21 protein-coding genes are annotated in these 22,726 nt (G+C 62.4%); 9 read left to right on the top strand and 12 right to left on the bottom strand.

Annotation, left to right across the window (positions count from 1 at the left end; translation table 11 throughout):
- Positions 1–27 precede the first annotated feature (27 nt).
- The 5 genes from J2857_RS08700 to J2857_RS08680 all read right to left on the bottom strand — a co-directional run bounded on the left by J2857_RS08700 (position 28) and on the right by J2857_RS08680 (position 4,565).
- On the bottom strand, positions 28–582 hold the full coding sequence (locus tag J2857_RS08700; protein WP_210009707.1) for an RBBP9/YdeN family alpha/beta hydrolase: 555 nt from the start codon (positions 580–582) through the stop codon (positions 28–30).
- 31 nt (positions 583–613) lie between these two features.
- Positions 614–1,921, bottom strand: a complete 1,308-nt coding sequence (gene purB / locus J2857_RS08695; protein WP_210009706.1) for an adenylosuccinate lyase — start codon at positions 1,919–1,921, stop codon at positions 614–616.
- Between the two features lie 85 nt (positions 1,922–2,006).
- On the bottom strand, positions 2,007–2,744 hold the full coding sequence (locus tag J2857_RS08690; protein WP_210009705.1) for a DUF2259 domain-containing protein: 738 nt from the start codon (positions 2,742–2,744) through the stop codon (positions 2,007–2,009).
- Positions 2,741–3,430 carry a ribulose-phosphate 3-epimerase gene (rpe, locus tag J2857_RS08685; protein WP_210009704.1) on the bottom strand — a complete coding sequence of 230 codons (690 nt, stop codon included), beginning with the start codon at positions 3,428–3,430 and terminating at the stop codon, positions 2,741–2,743. The genes J2857_RS08690 and rpe overlap by 4 nt, the downstream gene beginning before the upstream one ends.
- A gap of 61 nt (positions 3,431–3,491) precedes the next feature.
- Complete coding sequence (locus J2857_RS08680; protein WP_210009703.1) at positions 3,492–4,565, bottom strand: branched-chain amino acid ABC transporter substrate-binding protein; 1,074 nt, start codon at positions 4,563–4,565, stop codon at positions 3,492–3,494.
- Positions 4,566–4,739: 174 nt separating this feature from the next.
- On the opposite strand from J2857_RS08680, the gene J2857_RS08675 reads away from it, so the two are divergent.
- Genes J2857_RS08675 through J2857_RS08645 form a run of 7 tightly spaced genes read left to right on the top strand, consistent with a single transcriptional unit; the run spans position 4,740 to position 10,477 of the window.
- Positions 4,740–5,240, top strand: a complete 501-nt coding sequence (locus J2857_RS08675; RefSeq protein ID WP_210009702.1) for a flavin reductase — start codon at positions 4,740–4,742, stop codon at positions 5,238–5,240.
- A gap of 24 nt (positions 5,241–5,264) precedes the next feature.
- Positions 5,265–6,194, top strand: a complete 930-nt coding sequence (locus J2857_RS08670; protein WP_210009701.1) for an AAA family ATPase — start codon at positions 5,265–5,267, stop codon at positions 6,192–6,194.
- 29 nt (positions 6,195–6,223) lie between these two features.
- On the top strand, positions 6,224–7,489 hold the full coding sequence (locus J2857_RS08665; protein WP_245363208.1) for a vWA domain-containing protein: 1,266 nt from the start codon (positions 6,224–6,226) through the stop codon (positions 7,487–7,489).
- Entirely contained in the window at positions 7,486–7,812 is a 327-nt protein-coding gene (locus tag J2857_RS08660) for an XdhC family protein (protein WP_210009699.1), read from the top strand. The genes J2857_RS08665 and J2857_RS08660 overlap by 4 nt, the downstream gene beginning before the upstream one ends.
- Positions 7,812–8,507: an XdhC family protein gene (locus J2857_RS08655; protein ID WP_210009698.1), complete on the top strand. Its 696-nt coding sequence runs from the start codon at positions 7,812–7,814 to the stop codon at positions 8,505–8,507. The genes J2857_RS08660 and J2857_RS08655 overlap by 1 nt, the downstream gene beginning before the upstream one ends.
- 4 nt (positions 8,508–8,511) lie before the next feature.
- Positions 8,512–10,146 carry an NTP transferase domain-containing protein gene (locus tag J2857_RS08650; protein ID WP_210009697.1) on the top strand — a complete coding sequence of 545 codons (1,635 nt, stop codon included), beginning with the start codon at positions 8,512–8,514 and terminating at the stop codon, positions 10,144–10,146.
- A 4-nt stretch (positions 10,147–10,150) separates the two neighbouring features.
- Complete coding sequence (locus J2857_RS08645; RefSeq protein ID WP_210009696.1) at positions 10,151–10,477, top strand: TfoX/Sxy family protein; 327 nt, start codon at positions 10,151–10,153, stop codon at positions 10,475–10,477.
- Between the two features lie 181 nt (positions 10,478–10,658).
- Here the strand turns inward: J2857_RS08645 and J2857_RS08640 are convergent, their stop codons facing one another.
- From J2857_RS08640 to bcp, 5 genes are all read right to left on the bottom strand, one after another.
- Positions 10,659–11,072: an NUDIX domain-containing protein gene (locus J2857_RS08640; protein ID WP_210009695.1), complete on the bottom strand. Its 414-nt coding sequence runs from the start codon at positions 11,070–11,072 to the stop codon at positions 10,659–10,661.
- Positions 11,073–11,078: 6 nt separating this feature from the next.
- Entirely contained in the window at positions 11,079–12,632 is a 1,554-nt protein-coding gene (locus J2857_RS08635; protein WP_210009694.1) for a DEAD/DEAH box helicase, read from the bottom strand.
- Positions 12,633–12,841: 209 nt separating this feature from the next.
- The gene (locus J2857_RS08630; RefSeq protein WP_210009693.1) at positions 12,842–14,155 is read right to left on the bottom strand and encodes a M23 family metallopeptidase; all 1,314 of its coding nucleotides are present in this window, start codon (positions 14,153–14,155) and stop codon (positions 12,842–12,844) included.
- Positions 14,156–14,247: 92 nt separating this feature from the next.
- A complete protein-coding gene (locus tag J2857_RS08625; RefSeq protein ID WP_210009692.1) occupies positions 14,248–15,075 on the bottom strand; it encodes a ferritin-like domain-containing protein in 828 nt (275 codons plus the stop codon).
- Positions 15,076–15,090: 15 nt separating this feature from the next.
- Positions 15,091–15,558 carry a thioredoxin-dependent thiol peroxidase gene (bcp, locus tag J2857_RS08620; protein WP_210009691.1) on the bottom strand — a complete coding sequence of 156 codons (468 nt, stop codon included), beginning with the start codon at positions 15,556–15,558 and terminating at the stop codon, positions 15,091–15,093.
- A 128-nt stretch (positions 15,559–15,686) separates the two neighbouring features.
- Between bcp and J2857_RS08615 the strand changes: the two genes are divergently transcribed.
- Positions 15,687–19,088, top strand: a complete 3,402-nt coding sequence (locus J2857_RS08615; protein ID WP_210009690.1) for a DUF3971 domain-containing protein — start codon at positions 15,687–15,689, stop codon at positions 19,086–19,088.
- A 49-nt stretch (positions 19,089–19,137) separates the two neighbouring features.
- Here J2857_RS08615 and tyrS read toward each other — a convergent pair whose 3' ends face one another.
- A complete protein-coding gene (tyrS, locus tag J2857_RS08610; protein ID WP_210009689.1) occupies positions 19,138–20,391 on the bottom strand; it encodes a tyrosine--tRNA ligase in 1,254 nt (417 codons plus the stop codon).
- Positions 20,392–20,657: 266 nt separating this feature from the next.
- Here tyrS and J2857_RS08605 point away from each other — a divergent pair, with 266 nt between their 5' ends.
- Complete coding sequence (locus J2857_RS08605) at positions 20,658–21,845, top strand: GGDEF domain-containing protein (RefSeq protein WP_210009688.1); 1,188 nt, start codon at positions 20,658–20,660, stop codon at positions 21,843–21,845.
- A 56-nt stretch (positions 21,846–21,901) separates the two neighbouring features.
- Here the strand turns inward: J2857_RS08605 and J2857_RS08600 are convergent, their stop codons facing one another.
- Positions 21,902–22,579: an alpha/beta hydrolase gene (locus J2857_RS08600; protein WP_210009687.1), complete on the bottom strand. Its 678-nt coding sequence runs from the start codon at positions 22,577–22,579 to the stop codon at positions 21,902–21,904.
- Positions 22,580–22,726: the final 147 nt, after the last annotated feature.

Raw genomic sequence — 22,726 nt, 5'->3', positions numbered from 1 at the left:
TGGGTCAACGCCTATTCCGTCGTATTTTCAAGACTTCAGGCGGCTGATGAACTGGGCAAATACCATCGTGCCTTCCGGCCAAGGGCCGTGGCCGGAATCCTGGTTGATGTGACCCGCTTCCCCGGCATCGACCAGCATCGAACCCCAGGCGGAAGCGATGTCGTCGGCGTGTTCGTAGGAGCCGAAGGGATCGTTGCGGCTTGCGACGGTCAGCGACGGGAAGGGAAGCGGATCACGCGGGTAGGGGCCGAACGTCTGCAGGTGCTTGGGCCGGATGGACGGATTGTCCACTTCCGGCGGGGCCACGAAAAAAGCGCCGGCCACCGGTTTCGTGAACAGCGGAACTGCATGAATGACGGTCGGGATGCCGAGCGAATGGGCGACGATGACGACCGGCCGCGTCGCACGGTTCACCTCTTCGGCGACACGTGTGACCCAGTTCTCGCGCACCGGCTTCGACCATTCCTCCTGCTCGACCCGGCGGGCCGTCGTGAGTTTCTGCTCCCAACGGGTCTGCCAGTGATGCGGCCCGGAATTGGTATAGCCGGGGACGATCAATATGTCTGCTTCAGATGCCTTCATGACGCCTATCTGTGTTCGCAGAGGGTCAAGATCAAGCCTCGCCGAAGACCCGGCGGAAGATCGTGTCCACGTGTTTGGTGTGATAGCCGAGGTCGAATTTTTCGCGCAGGTCTTCTTCGGAAAGTGCGGCACGGACTTCCTGGTCCGCCAGCAGCTCCTCGAGGAAATCCTTGCCTTCTTCCCAGACCTTCATCGCGTTGCGCTGCACGAGACGATAGGCGTCCTCTCGGGAGACGCCGGCCTGCGTAAGGGCAAGCAGAACCCGCTGAGAGTGAACAAGTCCACGGAACTTGTTCATGTTCTTCATCATGTTCTCGGGATAGACGAGCAGCTTGTCGATCACGCTGGTCATGCGCGCCAGGGCGAAATCGAGCGTTACCGTCGCGTCCGGGCCGATCATCCGCTCGACCGAGGAATGGGAAATGTCCCGCTCGTGCCAGAGTGCCACGTTCTCCATGGCCGGCAACGCGTAGGAGCGCACCATGCGGGCAAGGCCCGTCAGGTTTTCGGTCAGCACCGGATTGCGCTTGTGCGGCATGGCCGACGAGCCCTTCTGGCCCGGCGAGAAAAACTCTTCCGCTTCGAGGACTTCGGTGCGCTGCAGGTGGCGGACCTCGATCGACAGCCGTTCGATCGACGAGGCGATGACGCCGAGGATCGCAAAATACATGGCGTGGCGGTCGCGCGGGATGACCTGGGTGGAGACCGGTTCCGGCTTCAGGCCCAGGGCGGCGGCGACGTGTTCCTCGACACGGGGGTCGATGTTGGCGAAGGTACCGACGGCGCCGGAAATCGCGCAGGTGGCGATCTCGTCGCGGGCCTCGAGCAGGCGGGTCTTGTTGCGGTCGAATTCCGCATAGGCCTGTGCGAGCTTGACGCCAAACGTCGTGGGCTCGGCATGAATGCCATGGCTGCGGCCGATCGTGACCGTGTCCTTGTGCTCGAAGGCGCGGCGCTTCAGCGCTTCGAGCAGCTTGTCGATATCGGCCAGCAGGAGGTCCGTGGCGCGCACCAGCTGGACGCTGAAGCAGGTGTCGAGCACGTCGGAGGACGTCATGCCCTGATGGATGAAGCGGCTGTCGGGACCGACGAATTCGGCAAGATGGGTGAGGAAGGCGATGACGTCATGCTTGGTGACGGCTTCGATCTCGTCGATGCGCGCGACGTCGAACGTGGCCGATCCACCCTTTGCCCAGATCGTCTCCGCTGCCGACTTCGGGATCACGCCGATCGCCGCCAGCGCGTCGCAGGCGTGAGCCTCGATCTCGAACCAGATGCGGAACTTGGTTTCGGGCGACCAGATGGCGACCATTTCGGGCCGCGAGTAACGGGGGATCATGGGCTTGTCGTTTCCTTCACGTGTGTTGGCTGCGCTGTAGCAAGAAGCGCGGCCAAGCTCAAGTTTTTGAGGCAATCAAACAGGATCAGGGCGCGGTCTTGACCGGAACGGCGATCCAGCGTCCGTTCTGGCCCTCGAAGCCGGCGCTGAGGACCATGATGAACGCGACTTCGACCGGAGCGCCTTCGAGCGAAGAGCCGCTGACGACACCAGCGAGCCGGTAACCGGTGACGCAGCCGCGTGAGGCCGGAATGCGCTGGTCTTCGTGGACCACGTCGTTGACGGGCTTCCCGTTCCGTTCGGTAAAGCGAAGGCGCAAGGAGACCGTCTTTTCGACTATGCCTTCACATTGCGGGCCGAGCGGCTGCGGGACCTCGTCGAGGACGAGCGTATTGGCTTCTCCGACCGGCGGGACGGCCGCAACGCTGCGATAGCGCAGCTGATGGGGATCGTTGCCGATCTCGGTGATCGGGTTGAAGGCCACGAGTTCACCTGGATGATTGGCGAGCTCGTGGGTTTCGACCATCACATCCGCGTCGTTGTGGACCTGCCAGCGGGCTTTGGCGATCGTCGCCCCATCCTCCTCCAGCCGGACCCGGAACGGTGTTCCCGGCAGGTAGGTATCCTTGTTGAGGTCGAGCGCGTAGATATTGGCATAGGGAAAGCCGGATCCGTCCTGGATGCCGTATTCCTCGAAGGCGAAAACGGCGCCGTCGGAGGAAAAGCCGATCGGGCGGACGCTTGCGATATCGGCAGCGGATGTGGAACCGGCGAACAACATCGCCGCAAATGCCGGAACCGAAGATCGCAAGGCTGATATCATCTGCGTCCGTCCTCCGCCGCGGCTTTCAGCCGCGCGATGTTCTCACGATAGGCCGCGATTCCATCGCCTTTGTAAACCGCTGATCCTGCAACGAAGACATTGGCGCCCGCAGCGGTTGCGGCGCCGATCGTCTCGGCGGTAATGCCGCCATCGACTTCCAGCTCGATCGGCCGGCTGCCGATCATCGCCTTGGCAGCGCGTATCTTGTCGGTCATCGCGGGAATGAACTTCTGGCCGCCGAAGCCCGGATTGACGCTCATGATCAGGATCAGGTCGATATCGTCCAGCACGTTTTCGATCGCCGAGAGCGGCGTTGCCGGGTTGAGCGTGACGCCGACCTTCTTGCCGAGCGAGCGGATCGTCTGAAGCGAGCGGTGCAGGTGCGGCCCGGCCTCGACATGCACGGTAATGCCGTCGCATCCGGCCTTGGCGAAGGCTTCGAGGTAAGGATCGGCCGGCGAGATCATCAGGTGGCAGTCGAAAAAGGCGGTGGTGTAAGGTCGCAGAGACTTGATGACGTCAGGTCCGAACGAGATGTTCGGCACGAAATGCCCGTCCATCACGTCGAGATGGACCCATTCGGCTCCCGCATCGACGGCGTCGCGCACTTCCTGGCCAAGCTTTGAAAAATCGGCCGCGAGAATGGACGGGGCGATACGGATCGGCAGGGCGGTGGCGAGCGTCATGGGTCGAAAGTCTCCGGTTGTCGACGGTCCCTCTAACATCGCGGCGTGGGCGGAACAATCGTTAGTCTGTCGCCGGACGCGAGAGGACGAACGTGGATCCCCGCCATTCGAGCAGGCGGAACGGATTGTCCTTCAGTTCATGACCGCGATCGAAGGCGATCGGGCCGATCACGGTATTGAAGGAGCGGCTGCCGATCGTCTGTGCCAGGGGCTGGCCTGCCGCCGCAGTCACCGCCTGGTGAACAAGCTCGGTCGCGGCATAGGCTGGCAACATGTAGCCGTCCGCGTCGATATTTTTCGCGCGCAAGGCTGCGACAGCGGGAGCCGCGGATGGCAAGGCGGCATAATCCGGGAGCGCGACTGCCAGAACCCCGTCGCGTAAGGGCACCGGACGGTTGGCCGCACGCAGGTTATCGCCGCCCAGCAAGGTGAGGGGAAAGTTTTCGGAAGCGCCGTCGCGGGCGATGATCGCCATGTCGTTGCGGTCGCCGCCGACGAACACATGGCTTGCACCCGCCTTGGCGAGACGACGCACCAGCGCCACCTGCTGTTCCTGGCCAGGTCGGAACGTGTCGGTGAAGATCGGCGTGATGCCCATTGGTTCGAGATGCTGGCGGATTGCGCTGGCAAGCTCGCGGCCGTAGATCGTGCCGTCCTCGACCAGGGCGATCGGCTCCGCCTTCCAGATGCCGAGGATGGTTTCGGACAGTTTCTTCGCCTCGTCGCCTTCGGCCGGCGCCATGCGGAAGAACGGCCAGCCGTTGCGCAGCGTGTCTTCCATCAGGATCTTCGAGCGTACAGAGATGGTAATGGCCGGGATCCGTGCGGCCTTCAGCAGCGGCAATGCTGTGGAGAGCGTCTCGACGCAGAGGAAGCCGACAGCGGCGGACACTTTCGCGTTGGTGAGGCTCCTGGCGGCGGCAGTGCCACCGTTTTCGTCACAGCTTTCGTCGATCTCGATGAGGGTGTCGCCGCCGGCTTCCGCGGCTGCACGTGCGCCCTGAAAGACCTGGGTGCCGAGCGGTGCGTATGGGCCGGAGCGCGGCGCGACGACTCCGATCACTGCCGCCGGTGCCGATCCGCATCCGAGAAACGAAGCCAGCAGTCCGGCGATGATGAAACGTCGTGCTGTCATGTTTTTCCTGGGATTCTCTCTCGAAGGGACATTTAGCTTTCTCATCGCAGCCGTCAAAGAGAATCGGCTTTTGAAAGTAAAAAGCCGCAACTCCGGTGGACATCAAGGGTTTTTGCCACCATATCTCGAAGAGTAATGCGGGACTGACAGCAGCCCCCGGATGCCTTTCAAGAGATGCCTTTGACGGACCAGCCTTTCCTCGACCCCGTCCACTATCGGAACGGCATGGCACGATATGCTGGCCACGTCCAGGTTGTAACGACGGAATTCGAAGGCGTGCGGCGCGGCGTAACAGTGACGGCAGCCTGCTCGGTCTCGGACAATCCTCCGACCGTGCTTGTCTGCCTCAACGGCAGCAACGTGAACAATGCCATCTTCGAAAGGAGCGGCGTCTTTGCTTTGAATTCGCTCGCGGCGCATCATCAGGCGCTTGCGACGGGCTTTGCGGGGTTGAGCGGCATTCCCGCCGAAGAGCGGTTTGCACTCGGAGATTGGAAGACGCTGGTGACCGGCGCTCCTGTTCTTGCCGATGCCGTCGTCAGCTTCGATTGCCGGCTGACCGACATAAAACGGGTTTCGACCCATTTCGTCATGTTCGGCGAGGTGAGGGCCATGCATTTCGGCGAGGCGAACCCCTCGCTCATCTATCTGGATCGCGGCTTTCGTAGCTTATAGGATGCCGTTTGAAAGGGTGTGATCATGCCTGAAGGAAAAACGAGCTCTCTACCAACCTCGATCGACGAGACGATCGCGCTTTTGGGCGCCGAGGACTATCTTGCCGGGCGCTCGCTCGGCACGGTGATCTTCCTGGCGCTGAAGATGAAACGCCCGCTCTTCCTCGAAGGCGAAGCCGGCGTCGGCAAGACCGAGATCGCCAAGACGCTGGCCAAGGCTCTGAACCGGCCGCTGATCCGGCTGCAATGCTACGAGGGCCTCGATATCTCCTCGGCGGTCTACGAATGGAATTATCCGGCCCAGATGTTGGACATCCGCCTTTCGGAGGCCTCCGGTATCAGGGATCGCACCCGCATCGAGGCGGACCTCTTTTCCGAACGCCACCTGATCCGTCGGCCGGTGCTGCAGGCGCTTGGCCAGCCGGGCGGCCCGGCGCCGGTCTTCCTGATCGACGAGCTCGACCGCACGGACGAGGCCTTCGAAGCCTTCCTGCTGGAGGTGCTATCGGATTTCCAGGTGACGATCCCGGAACTTGGGACGATCAAGGCCGCAGAGCCGCCGATCGTCATCATCACCACCAACCGCACCCGTGAAATCCACGATGCGCTGAAGCGGCGCTGCCTCTATCACTGGGTCGATTATCCGGATGCGGCACAGGAACTGGAGATCATCCGCCGCAAGGTGCCGCAATGCTCCGAAACCCTGTCGCGGCAGGTGGTCGCCTATGTGCAGAGGCTGCGGACAGTCGACCTCTTCAAGAACCCGGGCGTGGCCGAAACCATCGACTGGGCGACGGCGCTGACCGAGCTCGACCGGATCGCGCTCGATCCGGAGACGATCGCCGATACGCTTGGGACTCTTTTGAAATATCAGGACGATATCGCCCGAATCAAAGGCGGAGAAGGCGAACGGGTGCTTTCCGAAGTGAAGGCCGAATTGCTGGCGGCAGGATAGGGGCCATGGCAGGCTTGAGCGACGACGGAATGATCGTGCCCCCGGTTCCGGCCGGCGCTGACGGGTTCGGTGTGGGGAGATCAGGCGATGATGGCCGGCTCGCCGACAACCTCGTCTATTTTTCCCGCGTACTGCGCCGTGCCGGGCTGAAGACTGGCCCTGCCGCTGCCGCCGATGCGATAGCAGCGGTCGATGCGATCGGCATCGGTTCGCGCGAGGAATTCCACGCGGCGCTGTCTGCAGTCTTCGTCAGGCGCCACGAGGACCAGCCGGTCTTCGACGAGGCCTTTCGCCTGTTCTGGCGTTCCCGCGATCTGGTCGGCAAGATGATCGCGATGATGTCGCCGAAGGCAGCCGACAATCGCGAAAGGGAAAAGCAGAAGGCCGGCGCCACCCGCGTCAGCGAGGCGCTGACGGCCGACCAGCCGGAGACCCCAAACCGCAAGAAACCGCCGGAGATCGAAGTAGACTCCCGATTCACGACCTCCGCAGGCGAAATCCTCAAGCGCATGGATTTCGCCCAGATGAGCGCGGCCGAGCTGACTGAGGCCCGGCGCCAGCTGATGAAGCTCGCTCTGCCCCTGGACAAGGTGGCGACGCGGCGGTTCCGGCCGTCAAGCCGCCCGCCGAGGATCGACCCGCGCGCCACCATGCGCCAGGCGATGAAGAGTGGCGGCGATCTCATTCTGCCGCGGTTCCGCGAGCGAAAGACGGCCCCGCCGCCACTGGTCGTGCTTGCCGATATTTCCGGCTCGATGAGCCAGTACACCCGCATCTTCCTGCATTTCCTGCATGCGTTGACCGAAAAGCGCGCCCGGGTGCATACCTTCCTGTTCGGCACTCGGCTGACCAACGTCACCCGTCAGATGCGCCGCCGCGATCCGGACGAGGCGCTGGCCGGCTGCACTGATGCGGTGCGCGACTGGTCCGGCGGAACGAGGATCGGCGCGACGCTTGCCGAATTCAACCGGCTCTGGTCCCGCCGCGTGCTGGGGCAGGGGGCCGTCGTGCTGCTCATCACCGACGGTCTTGAGCGGGAGGGCGTCGAGGAACTGGAACGGGAGATGGACAGGCTGCATCGCTCCTGCCGCCGACTGATCTGGCTGAACCCGCTGTTGCGGTTCGATGGTTTCGAGGCACGGGCGCGTGGCGTGCGCGCCATGCTGCCGCATGTGGACGAGTTTCGCGCCGTCCATAATCTGCAGTCGCTCGCCGATTTGGCGATTGCGTTGTCGGGTGATCACACAAAGGCCGCGGACCCGCGGCGCTATATTGACATGAGGAGGGTCGCATGACTGTTTCCGAAATTCTGGACCCGTTGCTGACCGCCGAGAGCTGGAAGCAGGCCGGCCGCAACGTGGCGATTGCAACCGTGATCGAGACCTGGGGCTCGGCTCCGCGGCCGACCGGAAGCCATCTTGTCATCGACGGCGATGGCAATTTCGAAGGCTCCGTCTCCGGCGGATGCGTTGAGGGCGCTGTCATCACGGAGGCGCTCGACGTGATCGAGAGCGGCGCCCCGAAGATGCTGGAATTCGGCGTTGCCGACGAGACCGCGTGGCGGGTCGGCCTGTCCTGCGGCGGCCGAATCCGGGTTTACGTGGAAAGGCTCGGCTGATGCAGCTCGAAGCACTGACGAAGCTTAACGCCGCCAGGCGTTCCCGCAGGGCTGCCGTGGTCGTGACCGATCTTGCCGGCGATGATGCGCGGGTGATCCTCGAAGGCGAGGCCACATCCGGCCCGCTCGGAGAGGAGATCGCCAAGGCGTTCCGCAGCGGCAAGGCGGGAACGGTCGAGGTCGAAGGGCAGTCGCTGTTCCTCAACGTCCATCTGCCGCCGCCGCGCATCGTGGTGATCGGGGCCGTGCATATCAGCCAGGCGCTCGCCCGCCTGGCCCCGGTTGCAGGATATGACCTGACGATCATCGATCCGCGTACGGCTTTTGCGACCGAAGAACGTTTCGAGGGCGTCGCGCTGATTGCCGACTGGCCGGAAGACGTGTTGAAGGATCGCCCGCTTGACGCCTATACAGCACTGGCGGCCGTCACCCACGATCCGAAGATCGATGATTTCCCGCTCTCGGAAGCGCTGCGGGTCGGGTGCTTCTACGTCGGCGCGCTCGGCAGCCGGAAGACCCATGCGAAGCGTGTGGAGCGGCTGAAGGAATTGGGCCGCACCGACAACGAGATCGGCCGCATTGCCGCACCGATCGGCCTTGACATAGGCGCCGCGAGCCCCGCCGAGATCGCGCTCGCCACGCTTGCCCAGATCGTCCAGGCTTTTCGCCGGCGCGATCTCGTCACCGTAGGGTGACCCTATGAAATACGGGACGTTCGTGCTCGGTGAAGCGGAAGGCGTAGTGCTGGCGCACAGCATCAGACTGCCCGCCGGCCGCATGTCGAAGGGGCAGATACTGTCGCGGGAGGATATCGCCCGGCTTTCGGAAGAAGGCGTCGCATCGGTCGTCGCGGTCCGGCTCGATCCCGGCGACATGCTGGAGGATGATGCGGCCCAGGCGATTGCCGATGCGATCACGCCGGACAATCTGCGGTTCTCGGAGGCGACGACTGGCCGCGTCAACATCTATGCCAGGCTGGATGGTCTTTTTGTCGCCGACAAGAGGGTGGTCGACGCGCTGAACCGCATCGATCCGGCGATCACGCTTGCCTGTCTTGCCGACCATGTGGCGGTGCGCGCCGGCGACATGGTGGCGACCGTCAAGATCATCCCGCTTGCCGTCGGCGGCGTGAAGGTCGCTGAAGCCGTGGCACTGCTGGCAGAATCGGTCGCCTTCGAGGTAAAAGCCTTCAGTCCCCGTGCGGTGACGCTGGTCGCAACCGAGCTTCCTTCGCTGAAAGTGTCGGTCATGGATCGGACCGCGAAGCTGCTGGAGCAGAGGCTCGCGCCATCCGGTAGCCGGCTAATAAAAGAAATCCGCATTCCCCATTCCACCGAACGCCTTGCCGAGGTTCTTCAACAGCTTCGACCCGAAGAAATTGATGAGCCGGCTATGATTATCGTCTTCGGCGCCTCGGCGGTGGCCGATCCGGACGATGTCATTCCCGCAGCCATCCGACGCGCGGGCGGTGAGGTGGACCAGGTCGGCATGCCCGTCGACCCCGGAAATCTTCTGGTTCTCGGGCGGATCGGCAAGGTCCCGGTGCTGGGTGCCCCGGGCTGTGCCCGTTCGCCGAAGGAAAACGGTTTCGACTGGGTGCTGAACCGACTGACGGCCGGCGAGACGCCGACCTCCTTCGATATTACCGGCATGGGCGTCGGCGGGCTGTTGATGGAGATCCCGACCCGCCCGCGCCCGCGCGATGCCACGGCGGAAAAGGCAGCGACCCTATCGGTCGGCGCCTTGATGCTCGCTGCCGGTCAGGCGCGGCGCATGGGCAAGGACGGGCCGCACAAGCTGCTCGCCGAATTCGACGGCATTCCGCTTGTCCGCCGCACGGCAGAGAGGGTGCTGGCGTCGGAGGCTTCGCCGGTCGTCGCGGTGACCGGCCATCGGCGCGATGAGATCGAGACGGCGCTTGCCGGCCTCGATCTGCGCCCTCATTTCAATCCGGACTATGGGTCCGGCATGGCAAGCTCGCTGGTTGCCGGGTTTTCAAGCTCGGAATTGGCCTCGAAGGACGGCATCCTGGTCATGCTTGCCGACATGCCGGGCGTCACCACGGAGCATCTGAACATGCTGATCGCCGCTTTCCGGGAGGCTGGCGGCGGTGTCGTGGTCCGTTCGGTATCGGACGGGAAACGCGGCAACCCGATCATTCTTCCGCGGATCGCCTATGATGCCGTGTTGCGGCTGGAAGGCGATGTCGGCGCCCGTGCGATCATCGAGACCTCCGGACTTTCGGTGATCGACGTGGATATAGGCCCCGCAGCGCATCTGGACGTGGATACGCCGGAAGCGGTGACAGCCGCCGGCGGGATTTTGAAAAGGTAGCCGAATGGACAATTCCGACATCGAGGACATGTTCGAGGGGCTCGGCCCGGTCTCGATTCGCCGCATGTTCGGTGGCAAGGGCATCTATCACGATGGTTTGATCGTCGCGATCGATCTGCGCGGCGAGGTCATGCTGAAGGCGGATGCGGTCAGCGCGCCGGAATTCGAAGCGGCCGGTGCCAGGCAGTGGTTCTATGAGGGAAAGAAGGGGAAACCGGTGCTGATGCCCTATTGGTCGGTGCCGGAGGACGCTTTCGACGATCCCGACGAGATGCGCAAATGGGTGCGGCTCGCATTCGACGCGGCCGTGCGTGCCAACTCGAAATCCTGAACCTAGCCCCCCAGTGCTAGATTTAGCATCTTGCTCGACAGAATGCGAAGCGCATACCGTCAGCCTCGTATTGAGGGGCGTGGCTGCCGAATCTCTCGATCAGGGACACGCCCGGAAATTTTGTCAAAATGATTTCATCAAGATGGCCGCTTCGGTTCTCCGGGGCGGCTTTCGTTCATGATCACTTGGGGAGATGCGCGAAGGCCCTGGCGGAAAAGGCCGAAAGTGGCTGAGGCGGGTTGTGGGGATCGAACCAACCGATGTCCGACAGTTTGTCGGGCTCTGTGAGCGAAGGCTCGCCCGCGAAATCTCGGGTAATATAAATCAGCGAAATCCAGTGCTGCCGGTCGGCCTGGATGATCTCTTCGGTCATGCAGAGAAAGTCGACCTTGCCGATCGTAAGGCCGGTTTCCTCTTGCCCCTCGCGGCGGGCTGCTTCCGACGAAGGCTCCATCGCGTCGACCTTGCCGCCGACAATGTTCCAGAAGCCCGCTTCCGGCGCCTTGAGGCGACGGCAAAGCAGGACTTTGCCGTCGCCGCGCAGGATGACAAGCCCGGCACCGACGCCAGGGAAATCAATGCCGGGTGTGGCCACGGAAATTTAAGCCTTGGCGGCGTTCGCGACGATCAGCATGAAGGCCGGGATATCGTCGCCGAAACCGACCGGGGTCGGGCCGTCGTCGTGGTCGCGGTGGTAACGCTGGCGACGCTCGCGATTGTCGTCGTTTGCGGGTGCCGGTGCAGGCGTCGGCCGCGAATTGCGGTTGCCGCCGTTGTTCTGCGGCTTCCTGTCTGCCTTGCGTTCCGGTTTCACGGTTTCCACCCTAGCTTCCACAAATGCCTCTTCGACTGCTTCAATCGGATTATCTTGGATTCTCGTGTCAGCCTTGTGACTCGATTCGCCGCGCCCAGAATCCGCGCGTCCCGAATCGCTTCGTCTGCCGCGGCCGCGCTCCTTATCACGATCGCGGCCCTTGCGGCCACCGCGTTCGCTCTCATGGCTTTCCATCGGCGCCGGCAGGGCGGAGATGTCGCCGTTCAGCCATTCGATCTTCTCGTTGATGAGCTTCTCGATGGCGTCGAGATATTTGGTGTCGGAGCGAGTGACGAGTGTGAAGGCGCGGCCAGAGCGGCCGGCGCGTCCGGTCCGGCCGATGCGGTGGACATAGTCCTCCGCATGGATCGGGACGTCGAAATTGAAGACATGGCCGACATCCGGCAGGTCGAGGCCGCGTGCGGCAACATCGGAGGCGACCAGCAGCTGGATATTGCCGTCGCGGAAATTCTGCAGCATCGTCGTGCGCGAACGCTGGTCCATGTCGCCATGCAGCGCGCCGACCGAGAAACCGTGCCGTTCGAGCGAACGGAAAAGATCTGCCACGTCGACCTTGCGATTGCAGAAGATGATCGCGTTCTTGAGATCGTCCTGCGCCTTGATGAGCTCGCGCAGCACGGCGCGCTTCTCATAATCCTTGTTGTGCGAAGCGACGAGGCGCTGCGTCACCGTCTTGGCGGTCGATGAAGGCTTGGCGACTTCGATCCGCTCCGGGTTCTGCAGGAAGCGGTCGGCGAGCTTCTGGATTTCCGGAGGCATGGTCGCTGAGAAGAACAGCGTCTGGCGGGTGAACGGGATCATCTTGGCGATCCGCTCGATATCCGGGATGAAGCCCATGTCGAGCATGCGGTCGGCTTCGTCGATGACGAGAATTTCCACGCCGGTCATCAGCAGCTTGCCGCGCTCGCAATGGTCGAGCAGGCGGCCGGGCGTGCAGATCAGCACGTCGGCGCCACGTTCCAGCTTGCGGTCCTGATCGTCGAAGGACACGCCACCGATCAGAAGGGCGACGTTGAGCTTGTGGTTCTTGCCGTATTTTTCGAAATTTTCGGCGACCTGAGCGGCGAGCTCGCGGGTCGGCTCAAGGATCAGCGTGCGCGGCATGCGGGCGCGGGCGCGGCCCTTTTCCAGAAGCGTCAGCATCGGGAGAACGAAGGAGGCGGTCTTGCCCGTGCCTGTCTGCGCGATGCCGCAGATATCGCGGCGCTGCAGCGCATGCGGGATTGCCCCTGCCTGGATCGGCGTGGGGATCGTATAACCCGCGTCTGTGACAGCGGAGAGGACTTTCTGGCTCAGGCCAAGATCAGCAAATGTGGTCAAAGGGAATTCTGTTTCCGTTCCGGTTCTATACGAACACTATGGGAGTCGGCGCATGCTGGCCGGCAACTGGCCCGCGACATAGGACCAAAATGTCCAAAAGTCAAGGAAAGCAAGGCGATTGGCGACGGGATTGGTGAATGAAGATACTCGCTGAGCAAGCCGGCTACCGTTCCGGTGGCAAAGAATTGCCTTTTGAGGGGGAGCTTCCCTCAATTCAGATAGGTCGTGAGCTTCATGCCGGCGTTGAGGAAGTGAACGGGATCGATCGGATTGCCATCGCGGCGGACTTCGTAATGGACGTGCGGTCCGGTGGAGCGGCCGGTGGAGCCTGCTCTGCCGATGACATCACCCGCGGCCACTTCGTCGCCTTCCTTTACCAGAATTTTGGACATATGGCCGTAGCGCGTTGTGATGCCCTGGCCATGGTCGATCTCGACCATATTGCCATAACCACTGGCGGGACCGGCTGAAATCACCGTGCCGGAGCCGGTGCTTTTTACGTCGTCGCCGGTCGAGGCCTGAAAATCGATGCCCGCATGCAGCGCCAGCCGGCCAAGAAAGGGGTCAATACGGTTTCCGTAACGGCTGGTGACCGGACGGCCGGGAGCGGGATTGCCAAAGGGCAGGTCGCGCGCCGTCTCGCGCACGGCTTCCAGCCGGCTGAGTGCGGCATCGAGCTCGTCGAGCGAAGCATCGAAGGCACCGATATTGGTTTGCGGCGCGACATACGGGCCGCCAACGCCGTTCGTGGCCTCTTCCGTCACCTTGTCTGCGGATGCAACCTCGACGCCGGTCCGCTTCAGGATTGCGGCGATCGCGTCTGCGGTTTCCGAGGCGCCCGTCGTCAGGTTGGCGATCTTGGCAAGCTGTTCCTTCTCGATGGTCTTCAGTGACAGCGTCACTTTGGAAAAGACCCGGTCGGCCCTGTCGGCGATGTTTTCGCGCAACGGCGCATAACCGAGAGCGGTCGACGTCTGGAGCGGCGTTGCGGCGGTTTCGCCGGAAAGGAGTTTCTCGATCGCCTTGACGCCGCCGTTGCCACCGATAAGCGAGGCCTGACGTTCCTTGGCCGGAGGCTGGAGCATGGTCGGTGCCGGCGTCTCCGGTGCCGTGAGGCCGGACTCCTCGGCGCGGTTCAGAAGCGAGCCCAGTTTGCCGTGGCGCGAAAAGAGGGCGTTCTGCTGTTCCAGCAGCTTTTCGACCTTCTGCTCGACCACCTGCTGGTCGAGAAGCTGGCGCGAGGTGATGCGATCGACTTGCGCACGCAGCGCGGCGATCCGATCCTCGTAATCGTGCTGCATGCGAGCCTGCCGCGCCATGGTCGCGCCGATCAGGTCGTCGCGGATCACCAGATAGGAGGTCGCACCGAGATAGCCGATTGCGAAAACACCGAGGAAGCAGAAGGTCAATGCGGCCATCCACGGCCGGATGGTCATGTGGCGGATCGTTTCACCGCTGGCGAAAATGAGAACGTGCTGAGGTGCCCGTTTCCCAAACACCCGGTTTTCGGTTCCCTTCGCCACGCGGATCTCCCGGAGATGCGACTCGTTCGGCCGCTGTTCCTTTCGTGGGATTACACATGGATATGGTTAACGAACGCTTTAATCTGGCGCGTTCAGGCGTAGCTGGTGGACGTGAGAGACCGGTAGAACGACGGCGTCAAGCCGGCTTCCGCCCGGGCGATATCGTTGAACGGTGCCTTCAGCGCGCCGCGGAAGTTGGCACGCACGAGTTGCTGGAACGTCGCTGCCGGATCCTTGCGCTCGCGGGCGCAGAGAAAGCGGAACCATTTGGCGCCGATCGCCACATGACCCTTCTCGTCGTTGTAGATGACGTCGAGGATGGCAGCGCTTTCGAGATCACCGGTCTCGCGCATCTTGGCCTGCAGCGACGGCGTCACGTCGAGCCCGCGGGCTTCCAGAATGAGCGGCACGACGGCGAGGCGGGCGGTGAGGTCGTTACGGGTGGAGTGGGCCGCCTGCCAAAGGCCGTCATGGGCGGGCATGTCGCCATAGTCGGCTCCCATGTCGTTCAGCCGAGCCCGCACCATCCGGAAATGTTTCGCCTCTTCGAACGCCACCTGCATCCATCCGTCGAAGAAGGAATTCGGCACCGGCTCGGTCGCAAAGCGAGCAACGATGTCGAGCGCCAGGTCGACGGCATTGAGTTCGATATGGGCGATCGCATGCAGCGTCGCGATACGGCCGCTGGCGGTGTGCAGGGATCGTTTTCCCACAGCCTTCGGCGGCACGAGTTCGGGCTTTGCCGGCCGGCCGGGACGCCCGGGCAGGGGCGGATCGAGTGGAGAGCGCAGGGACAGCCGCCGCTCGAACCAGCGGGTGGCGGTCTCCTGCGCGAGCCGCGTCTTGATATCGAGATCGGCCGACAGGATTGCCGCCGTTGCGCCGCCTCTCAACGAGGTGATCGAAAACTCGCCGGCCATCGATTTGTCTCCTGCCTAAAGCGCCTTGAGGCTTTCGAGTACCGCCTCGGCATGGCCCGCCACCTTCACTTTCGGCCAGATCCGGGCGATGCGCCCGTCGGTTCCGATCAGGAAGGTCGTGCGCTCCACACCCATATAGGTGCGGCCATACATGCTCTTCTCCTTCCAGACCCCGTAGAGATTGGCAAGGGAGGTGTCCTCGTCGGCGGCGAGGATGATCGAAAGCGAGTGCTTCTTTGCGAACTTGTCATGCTTCTTGACGCTGTCGGGTGACACGCCGATGACCGGCGCACCCGCCTTTTCGAAATCGGCCAGGAGGCCCGTAAACGAGATCGCCTCCTTGGTGCAGGCCTCCGTGTCGTCCTTGGGATAGAAGTAGAGGACGACGGGTTTTCCCGAAAACGCCTTGAGGGAAACGGTGCCGCCGCCGTCGCGCGGAAGTTCGAAGTCCGGTGCGATGTCGCCAATGGTCAGGTCGGCCATGGATTTCCTTTCTTTCGCCGGTATCTTGAGTGATATTCGCCGCAATCGGTATATAGTAGCCCGCGCGACGTCCAGATCGGTCGCACCCGGATTTATCGCGAAAAGCAGAAAGATGAGTTCTCAACCTGATGTCGGAAATTCGCGGAGAAAGGGTCAGTTTCAGCCGGAAAGAACTCGTTCCGCTGCATGAATTGCCCTCCGCGCAGGTCGAGGATCCGCTCATCGTCCATTGCCCGCCACCAAGCCGGCGGGGCAGGCGATTCGGCAAGACGGTGCTGCTTTTCCTCCTGCTGGTGTTTCTCGCGGTCGGCAGCGCCGTTTTCGCGATCGAGGGCGGCATGGTCGACAGCATGCTTTCGTCGCGAGCCCAGAGCGCAATCAACAATGCCATCGGTCCGCGGTACGTCGCCACCGTCGGCTCGACCGCCATCCGGTTCGATTCGGGGTTGCGCCTTGCACTGGAGGCACGTGACGTCGATATCGTCGAACAGGCGACCGGCGAACACCTGAGCCGCGCCGGCGCCATGCGCATGGCGGTCGATCCGCTGGCGCTTCTCGGCGGTCGCGTGTCGATCAAGCATATGGAGGCGGAGCATATCCGTCTCGACACTGCGCAATTGCCATCCGGCGATCCGTTGCCGATCTCGGAAGTCCGCATCGACGCCATGCCGGCGCTGCTGGAAGAGATTTTCCAGCGCCTCGACGAAGCTCGTGCGCTCATCGAGCGAACCGGGACGGGCTCCGTCAGCATCGCCGGCATCGAAATCCTGCTGCCGGCAGCACCGGGGCGCAAGCCGATCGTGCTGGTCGTCGACGATCTCGAGCTGACGCAGAGCGTCGAAGGCGAGGTCGAGATCAACGGTGCGATCAGCCTCAACGGCCGCAAAGCGGTTCTCGTTGCAGCGTCGAAGACCGTCGAAGGGGTCACGTCGTCACTCTCGGCCAAACTGACCGGCCTCGAGGTGACATCTTTCATGCTGCAGCGAACCGAGGACGGTCGGCCGCGCGAGGGGATCGAAGGATCCCTCGATCTCGATCTTTCGGCGGTTCGTTCACGCGAGGCCGTAAAGCCGGCTATCACCGCGACGCTTCGCCAGTCCCCCGGCCACTTCTATTTCGACGGCATCCAGCAGACCTTGAGCGGCGCCAATATCAATGTGGCCTACGACTTCTCGAAGAATTCGATCGAGCTGTTGAAATCCGAGGCCCGTTTCGGACCGACCATCCTGCCGTTTACAGGCGCGGTGATCGATCTCAACCGGCTCAATCCGGACGACAAGCGTCCCGGTTTCGGTCTGGACGTTCTGATCAGCGGGGCAACAGCCGTTGGCGCCTCGACAAGCGAGCAGCCGGCGCGCTTCGATCTCAAGGCGAACGGGCGCTACCTGTCGGCCGATCGCGAGCTTCAGTTCGATGAAATGGCCGTTTCCAGTCCTCTCGGCCGTATGGCCGGCGCCCTGAAGGTGCGGTTCGGCAACCAGTCTCCCGAGATCAGTTTCGGGGCGCAGCTGCCGCATATGGAAGTCACCGGCGTCAAGCAGCTCTGGCCCTTCTGGATGGCGCGAAAACCGCGTGACTGGGTGATGGACAATATGTTCGGCGGCACCATTACCAACGGTTCGATCGCCGTCTTCATTCCGGCAGGCCGGATGAAGGGACCCGGCATTCCGATGGAACTCGACAAGAACGAGCTGCAGATCGGCTTTGATCTCGCCAATGCCCGTATCAATCTTCCCGGCGACGTGCCGCCGCTGCGTGATATCGACGGACGTTTCGACCTGAAGGGGGAGGTGATGCGGGTCGATGTCGCGCGCGCCTCCTCCTTCTTCCCGTCCGGTCGGTTCGTCGCCATCGAAGGCGGACGGTTCTCGATCCCGTCCACCTACGCCAAGCCGCTGATGGCGGACCTTTCGCTGAAGATTGCGGGGCCTGCCGATGCTATAACGGAGCTTGCGAATTTCCGGCCGATCAATGCGTTGAAGGGGACCGAGTTCAAGCCGGAGGATTTTTCCGGCCATGCACGCGTCGACCTCAAGGCCCGCATGGGCCTGATATTGGCTCACAACCCGCCAAAGCCCACCTGGAATGCCCATATCGAACTGGACGACGTCACGCTCGGCCCGCAGTTTTCCGGTCGCAAGATCGCCGGTCTGGATGGCACGCTCGATATCGACAACCAGACGGCGCGACTCGGAGCCAAGGGCACGATCGATAATGTACCGGCTGACATTACGCTGGTCGAACCGGTCGACCCGGCATCTCCGACAAAGCGCGAGCGGATCATCAAGGCCGTTCTCAACAACGATCAGCGGGAGAAACTCGCACCCGGTCTTTCCGAGGTGATCGACGGAACGGTGACGGCTCAGTTGACGCGGATCGACGAAACCCGCCAGGCGGTATCGCTCGACCTCAGCCGGGCCACTCTTTCCGTGCCATGGCTTGGCTGGACCAAGGGCGGGGGCATTCCGGCCAAGGCTCAATTCGAGCTGACCGATACAGGAGAGCGTACCGATATCCGCAATTTCGAACTCTCGGGCGACGGTTTTGGCGCGCGTGGCAGCCTTGCGCTCAATGGCGGCAGCCTGACGTCGGCGGACTTCTCGCATATGCAGCTCTCGCCATCCGACAACTATGCGGTGAGCGTCAAGCGTGCCAAGGGTAATTTCGACGTCTCGATCAGCGGCTCCGTCGTCGATATGCGACCTGTCGTCACCAAGATACGCGGAGGCGGAAAGAGCGGCAGCGGCGCCAAGCGCGGTGACGACGATACGAGCAACGCCACCGTGCGCGGCAAGCTCGACCGCATGATCGGATTCAACGACCAGACCCTCTCGAACGTGTCGTTCCTGTTTTCAAGCCGCGGCGGCAATATCTCGACGGCCGATTTTTCCGGGTCGACGGAAAGCGGGCAGGCGGTCGTCAGCGAGATGAATGCAGGCGACACGATCTCGATCACCAGCGGCGACGCCGGCGCCATCATCCGCTTCATGAACCTCTACGACAACATGCGCGGCGGGCTCTTGAACCTGCGCCTGAAGGCGCAGGGCGATGCCTGGACCGGTGCTATCGACCTGCGCAATTTCGCGCTGGTCAACGAGGCCAAGCTCCAGTCTCTCGTCGCGACGCCTGACCAGGAGGGTCGCACCCTGAGCACGGCCACGAAAAAGAACATCGACGTCAATTCGGCAAAATTCCAGCGCGGTTTTGCAAGCCTGCTTTATCGGAATGGCGCGTTCGCCATAGAAAACGGCGTGGTGCGCGGCGAGCAGATCGGTGCGACCTTCCAGGGCATGGTGCGCGATTCCAAGGGCAATATGGACATGACCGGGACGTTCATGCCGGCTTACGGCCTGAACCGTCTTTTCGGCGAGCTGCCGCTGATCGGCGCCATTCTCGGCAATGGCCGCGACCGCGGCCTGCTCGGCATTACCTTCAAGCTCGAAGGCCCTTTCGAGAAACCGAGGCTGACCGTCAATCCGCTGTCGCTGATCGCACCCGGCATCTTCCGGCAGATTTTCGAATTCCAATAAAAGGGGCCGCGAAAGCGGCCCGTTTCAATTCGCTGTCGAGACGCCCGGTTCAGGCCGGGCGCACCAGGATGTGCTTCTTCTTGCCGAGCGAAAGCTTGATGACGCCGTCGCCGGTGATTTCGCCGGTGCCGATGGTCATGCGTTCGTCGCTGACGGCCTGGTCGTTGATGCGCACGGCGCCGCCCTGGACGTGACGGCGTGCTTCGCCGTTCGAGCCGGCAAGGCCGGCGCGCACGATCAGCGACAGCAGGCCGATCCCGGCTTCGAGATCGGCAGTGGGAACCTCGACCGACGGCAGGTTTTCGGAAAGCCCGCCTTCCTCGAACGTCTTGCGGGCGGTCTCTGCTGCTTCTTCCGCAGCTGTGCGACCGTGCAGGATGGCCGTGATCTCGGTTGCGAGGATCTTCTTGACTTCGTTGATCTCCGAGCCGCCGAGCGCCGAAAGCCTGGCGATCTCGTCCATCGGCAGGGTCGTGTAAAGCTTCAGGAAGCGCGGGACGTCAGCATCCTCGGTGTTGCGCCAGTACTGCCAGAAATCATAGGCCGACAGCATGTCCGGGTTGAGCCAGATGGCGCCCGTCGCCGACTTGCCCATCTTGGCGCCGGAAGACGTGGTCAGGAGCGGCGAAGTCAGCGCGAAAAGCTGCTGCGTCCCCATGCGGTGACCGAGGTCGATGCCGTTGACGATATTGCCCCATTGGTCCGAGCCGCCCATCTGCAGCCGGCAGCCGGTCCGCTTGGCCAGTTCCACGAAGTCATAGGCCTGGAGGATCATGTAGTTGAATTCCAGGAAGGACAGCGACTGCTCGCGGTCGAGGCGCGTCTTGACGCTCTCGAACGACAACATCCGGTTGACCGAGAAGTGCCGGCCGACGTCGCGCAGGAATTCGAGGTAGTTGAGGCTGCGCAGCCAGTCTGCATTGTTGATCATCAGCGCTTGCCTCGGACCTTCGCCATAGGCGAGATAGTTCGAGAAGACGCGCTTGATCGAAGCGATATTGCTTTCGATCGTGTCGATGGTCATCAGCTGGCGTGCTTCGTCCTTGAACGAGGGGTCGCCGACCATGCCGGTGCCGCCGCCCATCAGGGAGATCGGCCGGTGGCCGGTCTTCTGCATCCAGTGCAGCATCATGATCTGGATCAGGCTGCCGGCGTGCAGGCTCGGCGCCGTTGGGTCGAAGCCGATATAGCCGGTGACGATTTCCTTCGAAAACAGTTCGTCGAGCCCGGTCTCGTCGGAGACCTGGTGGATGAAACCGCGCTCGTCGAGCGTGCGGAGGAAATCGGACTTGAACCTGGACATGATCTAACTCTGGCAGGATGGGTTTGGAATATGTGGCGCGCCTCTAGCACTGTTTTTGCCGGTAATCACTTCAAAAGTGATGTTGGATGTGATCAGCGCGACGAATGGACGGCGACCAACAAGAGGCCAGGCAATTTTCGCGGGACGCAATAGCGGGTGCGAGAAGGACAGGTTATGCATTAACGGTTTCTTGTTTCATGCGCTTTTAACATCCGGCCCGGACACGGTAACCGGGTGGTGTGCAGGTCTCCTGTGCTGATGGGCTGATGAACGGGGCTGCCTTTTTCCTCGCGGTGAATTTTATCATCGCCATATGCTTCGGCGCGGTTTTCGTTGTGGTTTCCACGCGTAGCCGCTCGCGGACGGCTGCCCTCTGGTTCGCTGCCGGTTTTACCGTCGCCTCGCTATCGGCAGTCTGTGAGTTGCTGGTGGCTTATGCGTACCTCACGAAATTCTGGGCAATCTGCGCCTTCGCATCGGTGATCGGCGGCATGACCTTGCTCAGGGTCGGTATCGGTACTCTCTACGGGCGGAAGATCGCGCCCGTCTGGGCGGGCTGTTTCCTGGTGACGGGCATCTGCCTCGACCTGCTGATCTACGACCTGCCGCGGGGAACGGCCGCTCATGCCTTTTCCTACCAGACACCCTTTGCATTGGCGCTCCTTTCGGGCGCGGCGGCGGTCTTTTCATCGACGCGCCGGCTGTTGATCGACCGGGCGCTCGGTTATCTGCTACTGGCGACCGGCCTGCATTTCTTCGCCAAGGCGAGTTTTGCCGTGATTGCGGGGGCGGGCACGACCGCCAAGGATTATATCGGTACCAACTACGCGCTGATCTCGCAAAGCTCGACGGCCGTGCTGATGGTCGCGGTCGGACTGACGCTGCTGTCGGTCCTTGTCCTGGAGATCATGGCGGACGAGCGCAGCAATTCGGAAAAGGATGCGCTTTCAGGTCTCGCCAATCGCCGCGGCTTCGAGAATGGCGTCAAGGCCGCCATGGCGCTGGCGCCGAAGGCCGCGCACGCGGTCATCATCTGCGATCTCGATCATTTCAAGCGCATCAACGATACCTATGGCCACCACGGTGGCGACCTGGTGATCCAGGCCTTCGGCGATCTGTTGCGGGCAAATGTTGCCAAGAATGCCGTGGTCGGCCGTATTGGCGGCGAGGAGTTCGCGATCTTCCTGCCGAGCACGACGCTCGATATGGCGACACTGTCTGCGCAGGCGCTCCGGGGCGGGACGATGGAGATTGCTGTAAGCGGGCTTCCGTCCACCTTCGCGTTGACCGCGAGTTTCGGCGTGGCGGAGCTTGCGCCGGGCGGCGATCTTGCAGGGGCGATGCGGGACGCCGATGCCGCTCTCTACGAGGCCAAGCGCTCCGGCCGCAACCGCGTCAGGCAGGCGCGGCATATCGGCTCTCCGCAACCGAAATCGATCAAAGCCGTCAAATGAAAATGGCCGCCGAGGCGGCCATTCCGACAGTTTTTACCAACAGTTCTCGAAGGCGATCAGCGAATGCGCTTGGCTGCCGGCTCCGGCACCAGTTCGCCGTTGAGACGGCGGTCGAGATAATCCTCGCATTCGCTCATCAGCGTGTCCACCTGACCGTTGAAGAAGTGATTGGCGCCGTCGACCATCCGATGGGTGATCAGAATGCCCTTCTGCGTCTTCAGCTTTTCCACGAGCCCGTTGACGTCCTTTTCGGGTGCCACCTTGTCGCTGTCGCCGTTGATGATCAGGCCGGATGACGGGCAGGGGGCGAGGAACGAGAAGTCGTAGATGTTCGGCTGCGGCGCGATCGACATGAAACCCTCGATCTCGGGACGGCGCATCAGCAGCTGCATGCCGATCCAGGCGCCGAAGGAATAACCGGCGACCCAACAGCTCTTCGAATCGGGATGCAGGCTCTGCACCCAGTCGAGCGCCGACGCTGCGTCCGAAAGCTCTCCGGCGCCGTGGTCGAATTCGCCCTGGCTGCGCCCGATACCGCGGAAATTGAACCGGAGTGTCGTAAAACCGCGCTTCTGGAACATGTAAAAGAGCTGGTAGACGATCTGGTTGTTCATCGTGCCGCCGAACTGCGGATGCGGGTGCAGGATGATGGCGATCGGGGCGCTCTTTTCCTTGGATGGCTGGTAACGACCTTCAAGGCGGCCGGCTGGGCCGTTGAAAATGACTTCGGGCATCGGTACTCCGGTCAATATGTTCAGGTTCCAAACGAGTATCACGTCGAGTTTGACTTGACGAAGACGCTCAGCTTTTCTAAACTCAGTTTAGAACCATTCGAAACTTTGGGCGGCATTCAGATGCGCGCCCGATGCGATGTCTCTTAC

The organism is Neorhizobium galegae, from assembly GCF_017877055.1.
Lineage (GTDB): Bacteria > Pseudomonadota > Alphaproteobacteria > Rhizobiales > Rhizobiaceae > Neorhizobium > Neorhizobium galegae_D.
This window is presented reverse-complemented; position numbering and strand designations above follow the sequence as displayed.

Coding starts and splice junctions, on each gene's coding strand:
- J2857_RS08600 (WP_210009687.1), bottom strand. CDS start 22,579: ATGCCCGAAGTCATTTTCAACGGCCCAGCCGGCCGCCTTGAAGGTCGT.
- J2857_RS08645 (WP_210009696.1), top strand. CDS start 10,151: ATGGACAATTCCGACATCGAGGACATGTTCGAGGGGCTCGGCCCGGTC.
- J2857_RS08650 (WP_210009697.1), top strand. CDS start 8,512: ATGAAATACGGGACGTTCGTGCTCGGTGAAGCGGAAGGCGTAGTGCTG.
- J2857_RS08660 (WP_210009699.1), top strand. CDS start 7,486: ATGACTGTTTCCGAAATTCTGGACCCGTTGCTGACCGCCGAGAGCTGG.
- J2857_RS08665 (WP_245363208.1), top strand. CDS start 6,224: ATGATCGTGCCCCCGGTTCCGGCCGGCGCTGACGGGTTCGGTGTGGGG.
- J2857_RS08690 (WP_210009705.1), bottom strand. CDS start 2,744: ATGATATCAGCCTTGCGATCTTCGGTTCCGGCATTTGCGGCGATGTTG.
- rpe (WP_210009704.1), bottom strand. CDS start 3,430: ATGACGCTCGCCACCGCCCTGCCGATCCGTATCGCCCCGTCCATTCTC.
- J2857_RS08700 (WP_210009707.1), bottom strand. CDS start 582: ATGAAGGCATCTGAAGCAGACATATTGATCGTCCCCGGCTATACCAAT.
- J2857_RS08655 (WP_210009698.1), top strand. CDS start 7,812: ATGCAGCTCGAAGCACTGACGAAGCTTAACGCCGCCAGGCGTTCCCGC.
- bcp (WP_210009691.1), bottom strand. CDS start 15,558: ATGGCCGACCTGACCATTGGCGACATCGCACCGGACTTCGAACTTCCG.
- J2857_RS08615 (WP_210009690.1), top strand. CDS start 15,687: ATGTCGGAAATTCGCGGAGAAAGGGTCAGTTTCAGCCGGAAAGAACTC.
- J2857_RS08605 (WP_210009688.1), top strand. CDS start 20,658: ATGAACGGGGCTGCCTTTTTCCTCGCGGTGAATTTTATCATCGCCATA.
- purB (WP_210009706.1), bottom strand. CDS start 1,921: ATGATCCCCCGTTACTCGCGGCCCGAAATGGTCGCCATCTGGTCGCCC.
- J2857_RS08670 (WP_210009701.1), top strand. CDS start 5,265: ATGCCTGAAGGAAAAACGAGCTCTCTACCAACCTCGATCGACGAGACG.
- tyrS (WP_210009689.1), bottom strand. CDS start 20,391: ATGTCCAGGTTCAAGTCCGATTTCCTCCGCACGCTCGACGAGCGCGGT.
- J2857_RS08675 (WP_210009702.1), top strand. CDS start 4,740: ATGCCTTTGACGGACCAGCCTTTCCTCGACCCCGTCCACTATCGGAAC.
- J2857_RS08625 (WP_210009692.1), bottom strand. CDS start 15,075: ATGGCCGGCGAGTTTTCGATCACCTCGTTGAGAGGCGGCGCAACGGCG.
- J2857_RS08680 (WP_210009703.1), bottom strand. CDS start 4,565: ATGACAGCACGACGTTTCATCATCGCCGGACTGCTGGCTTCGTTTCTC.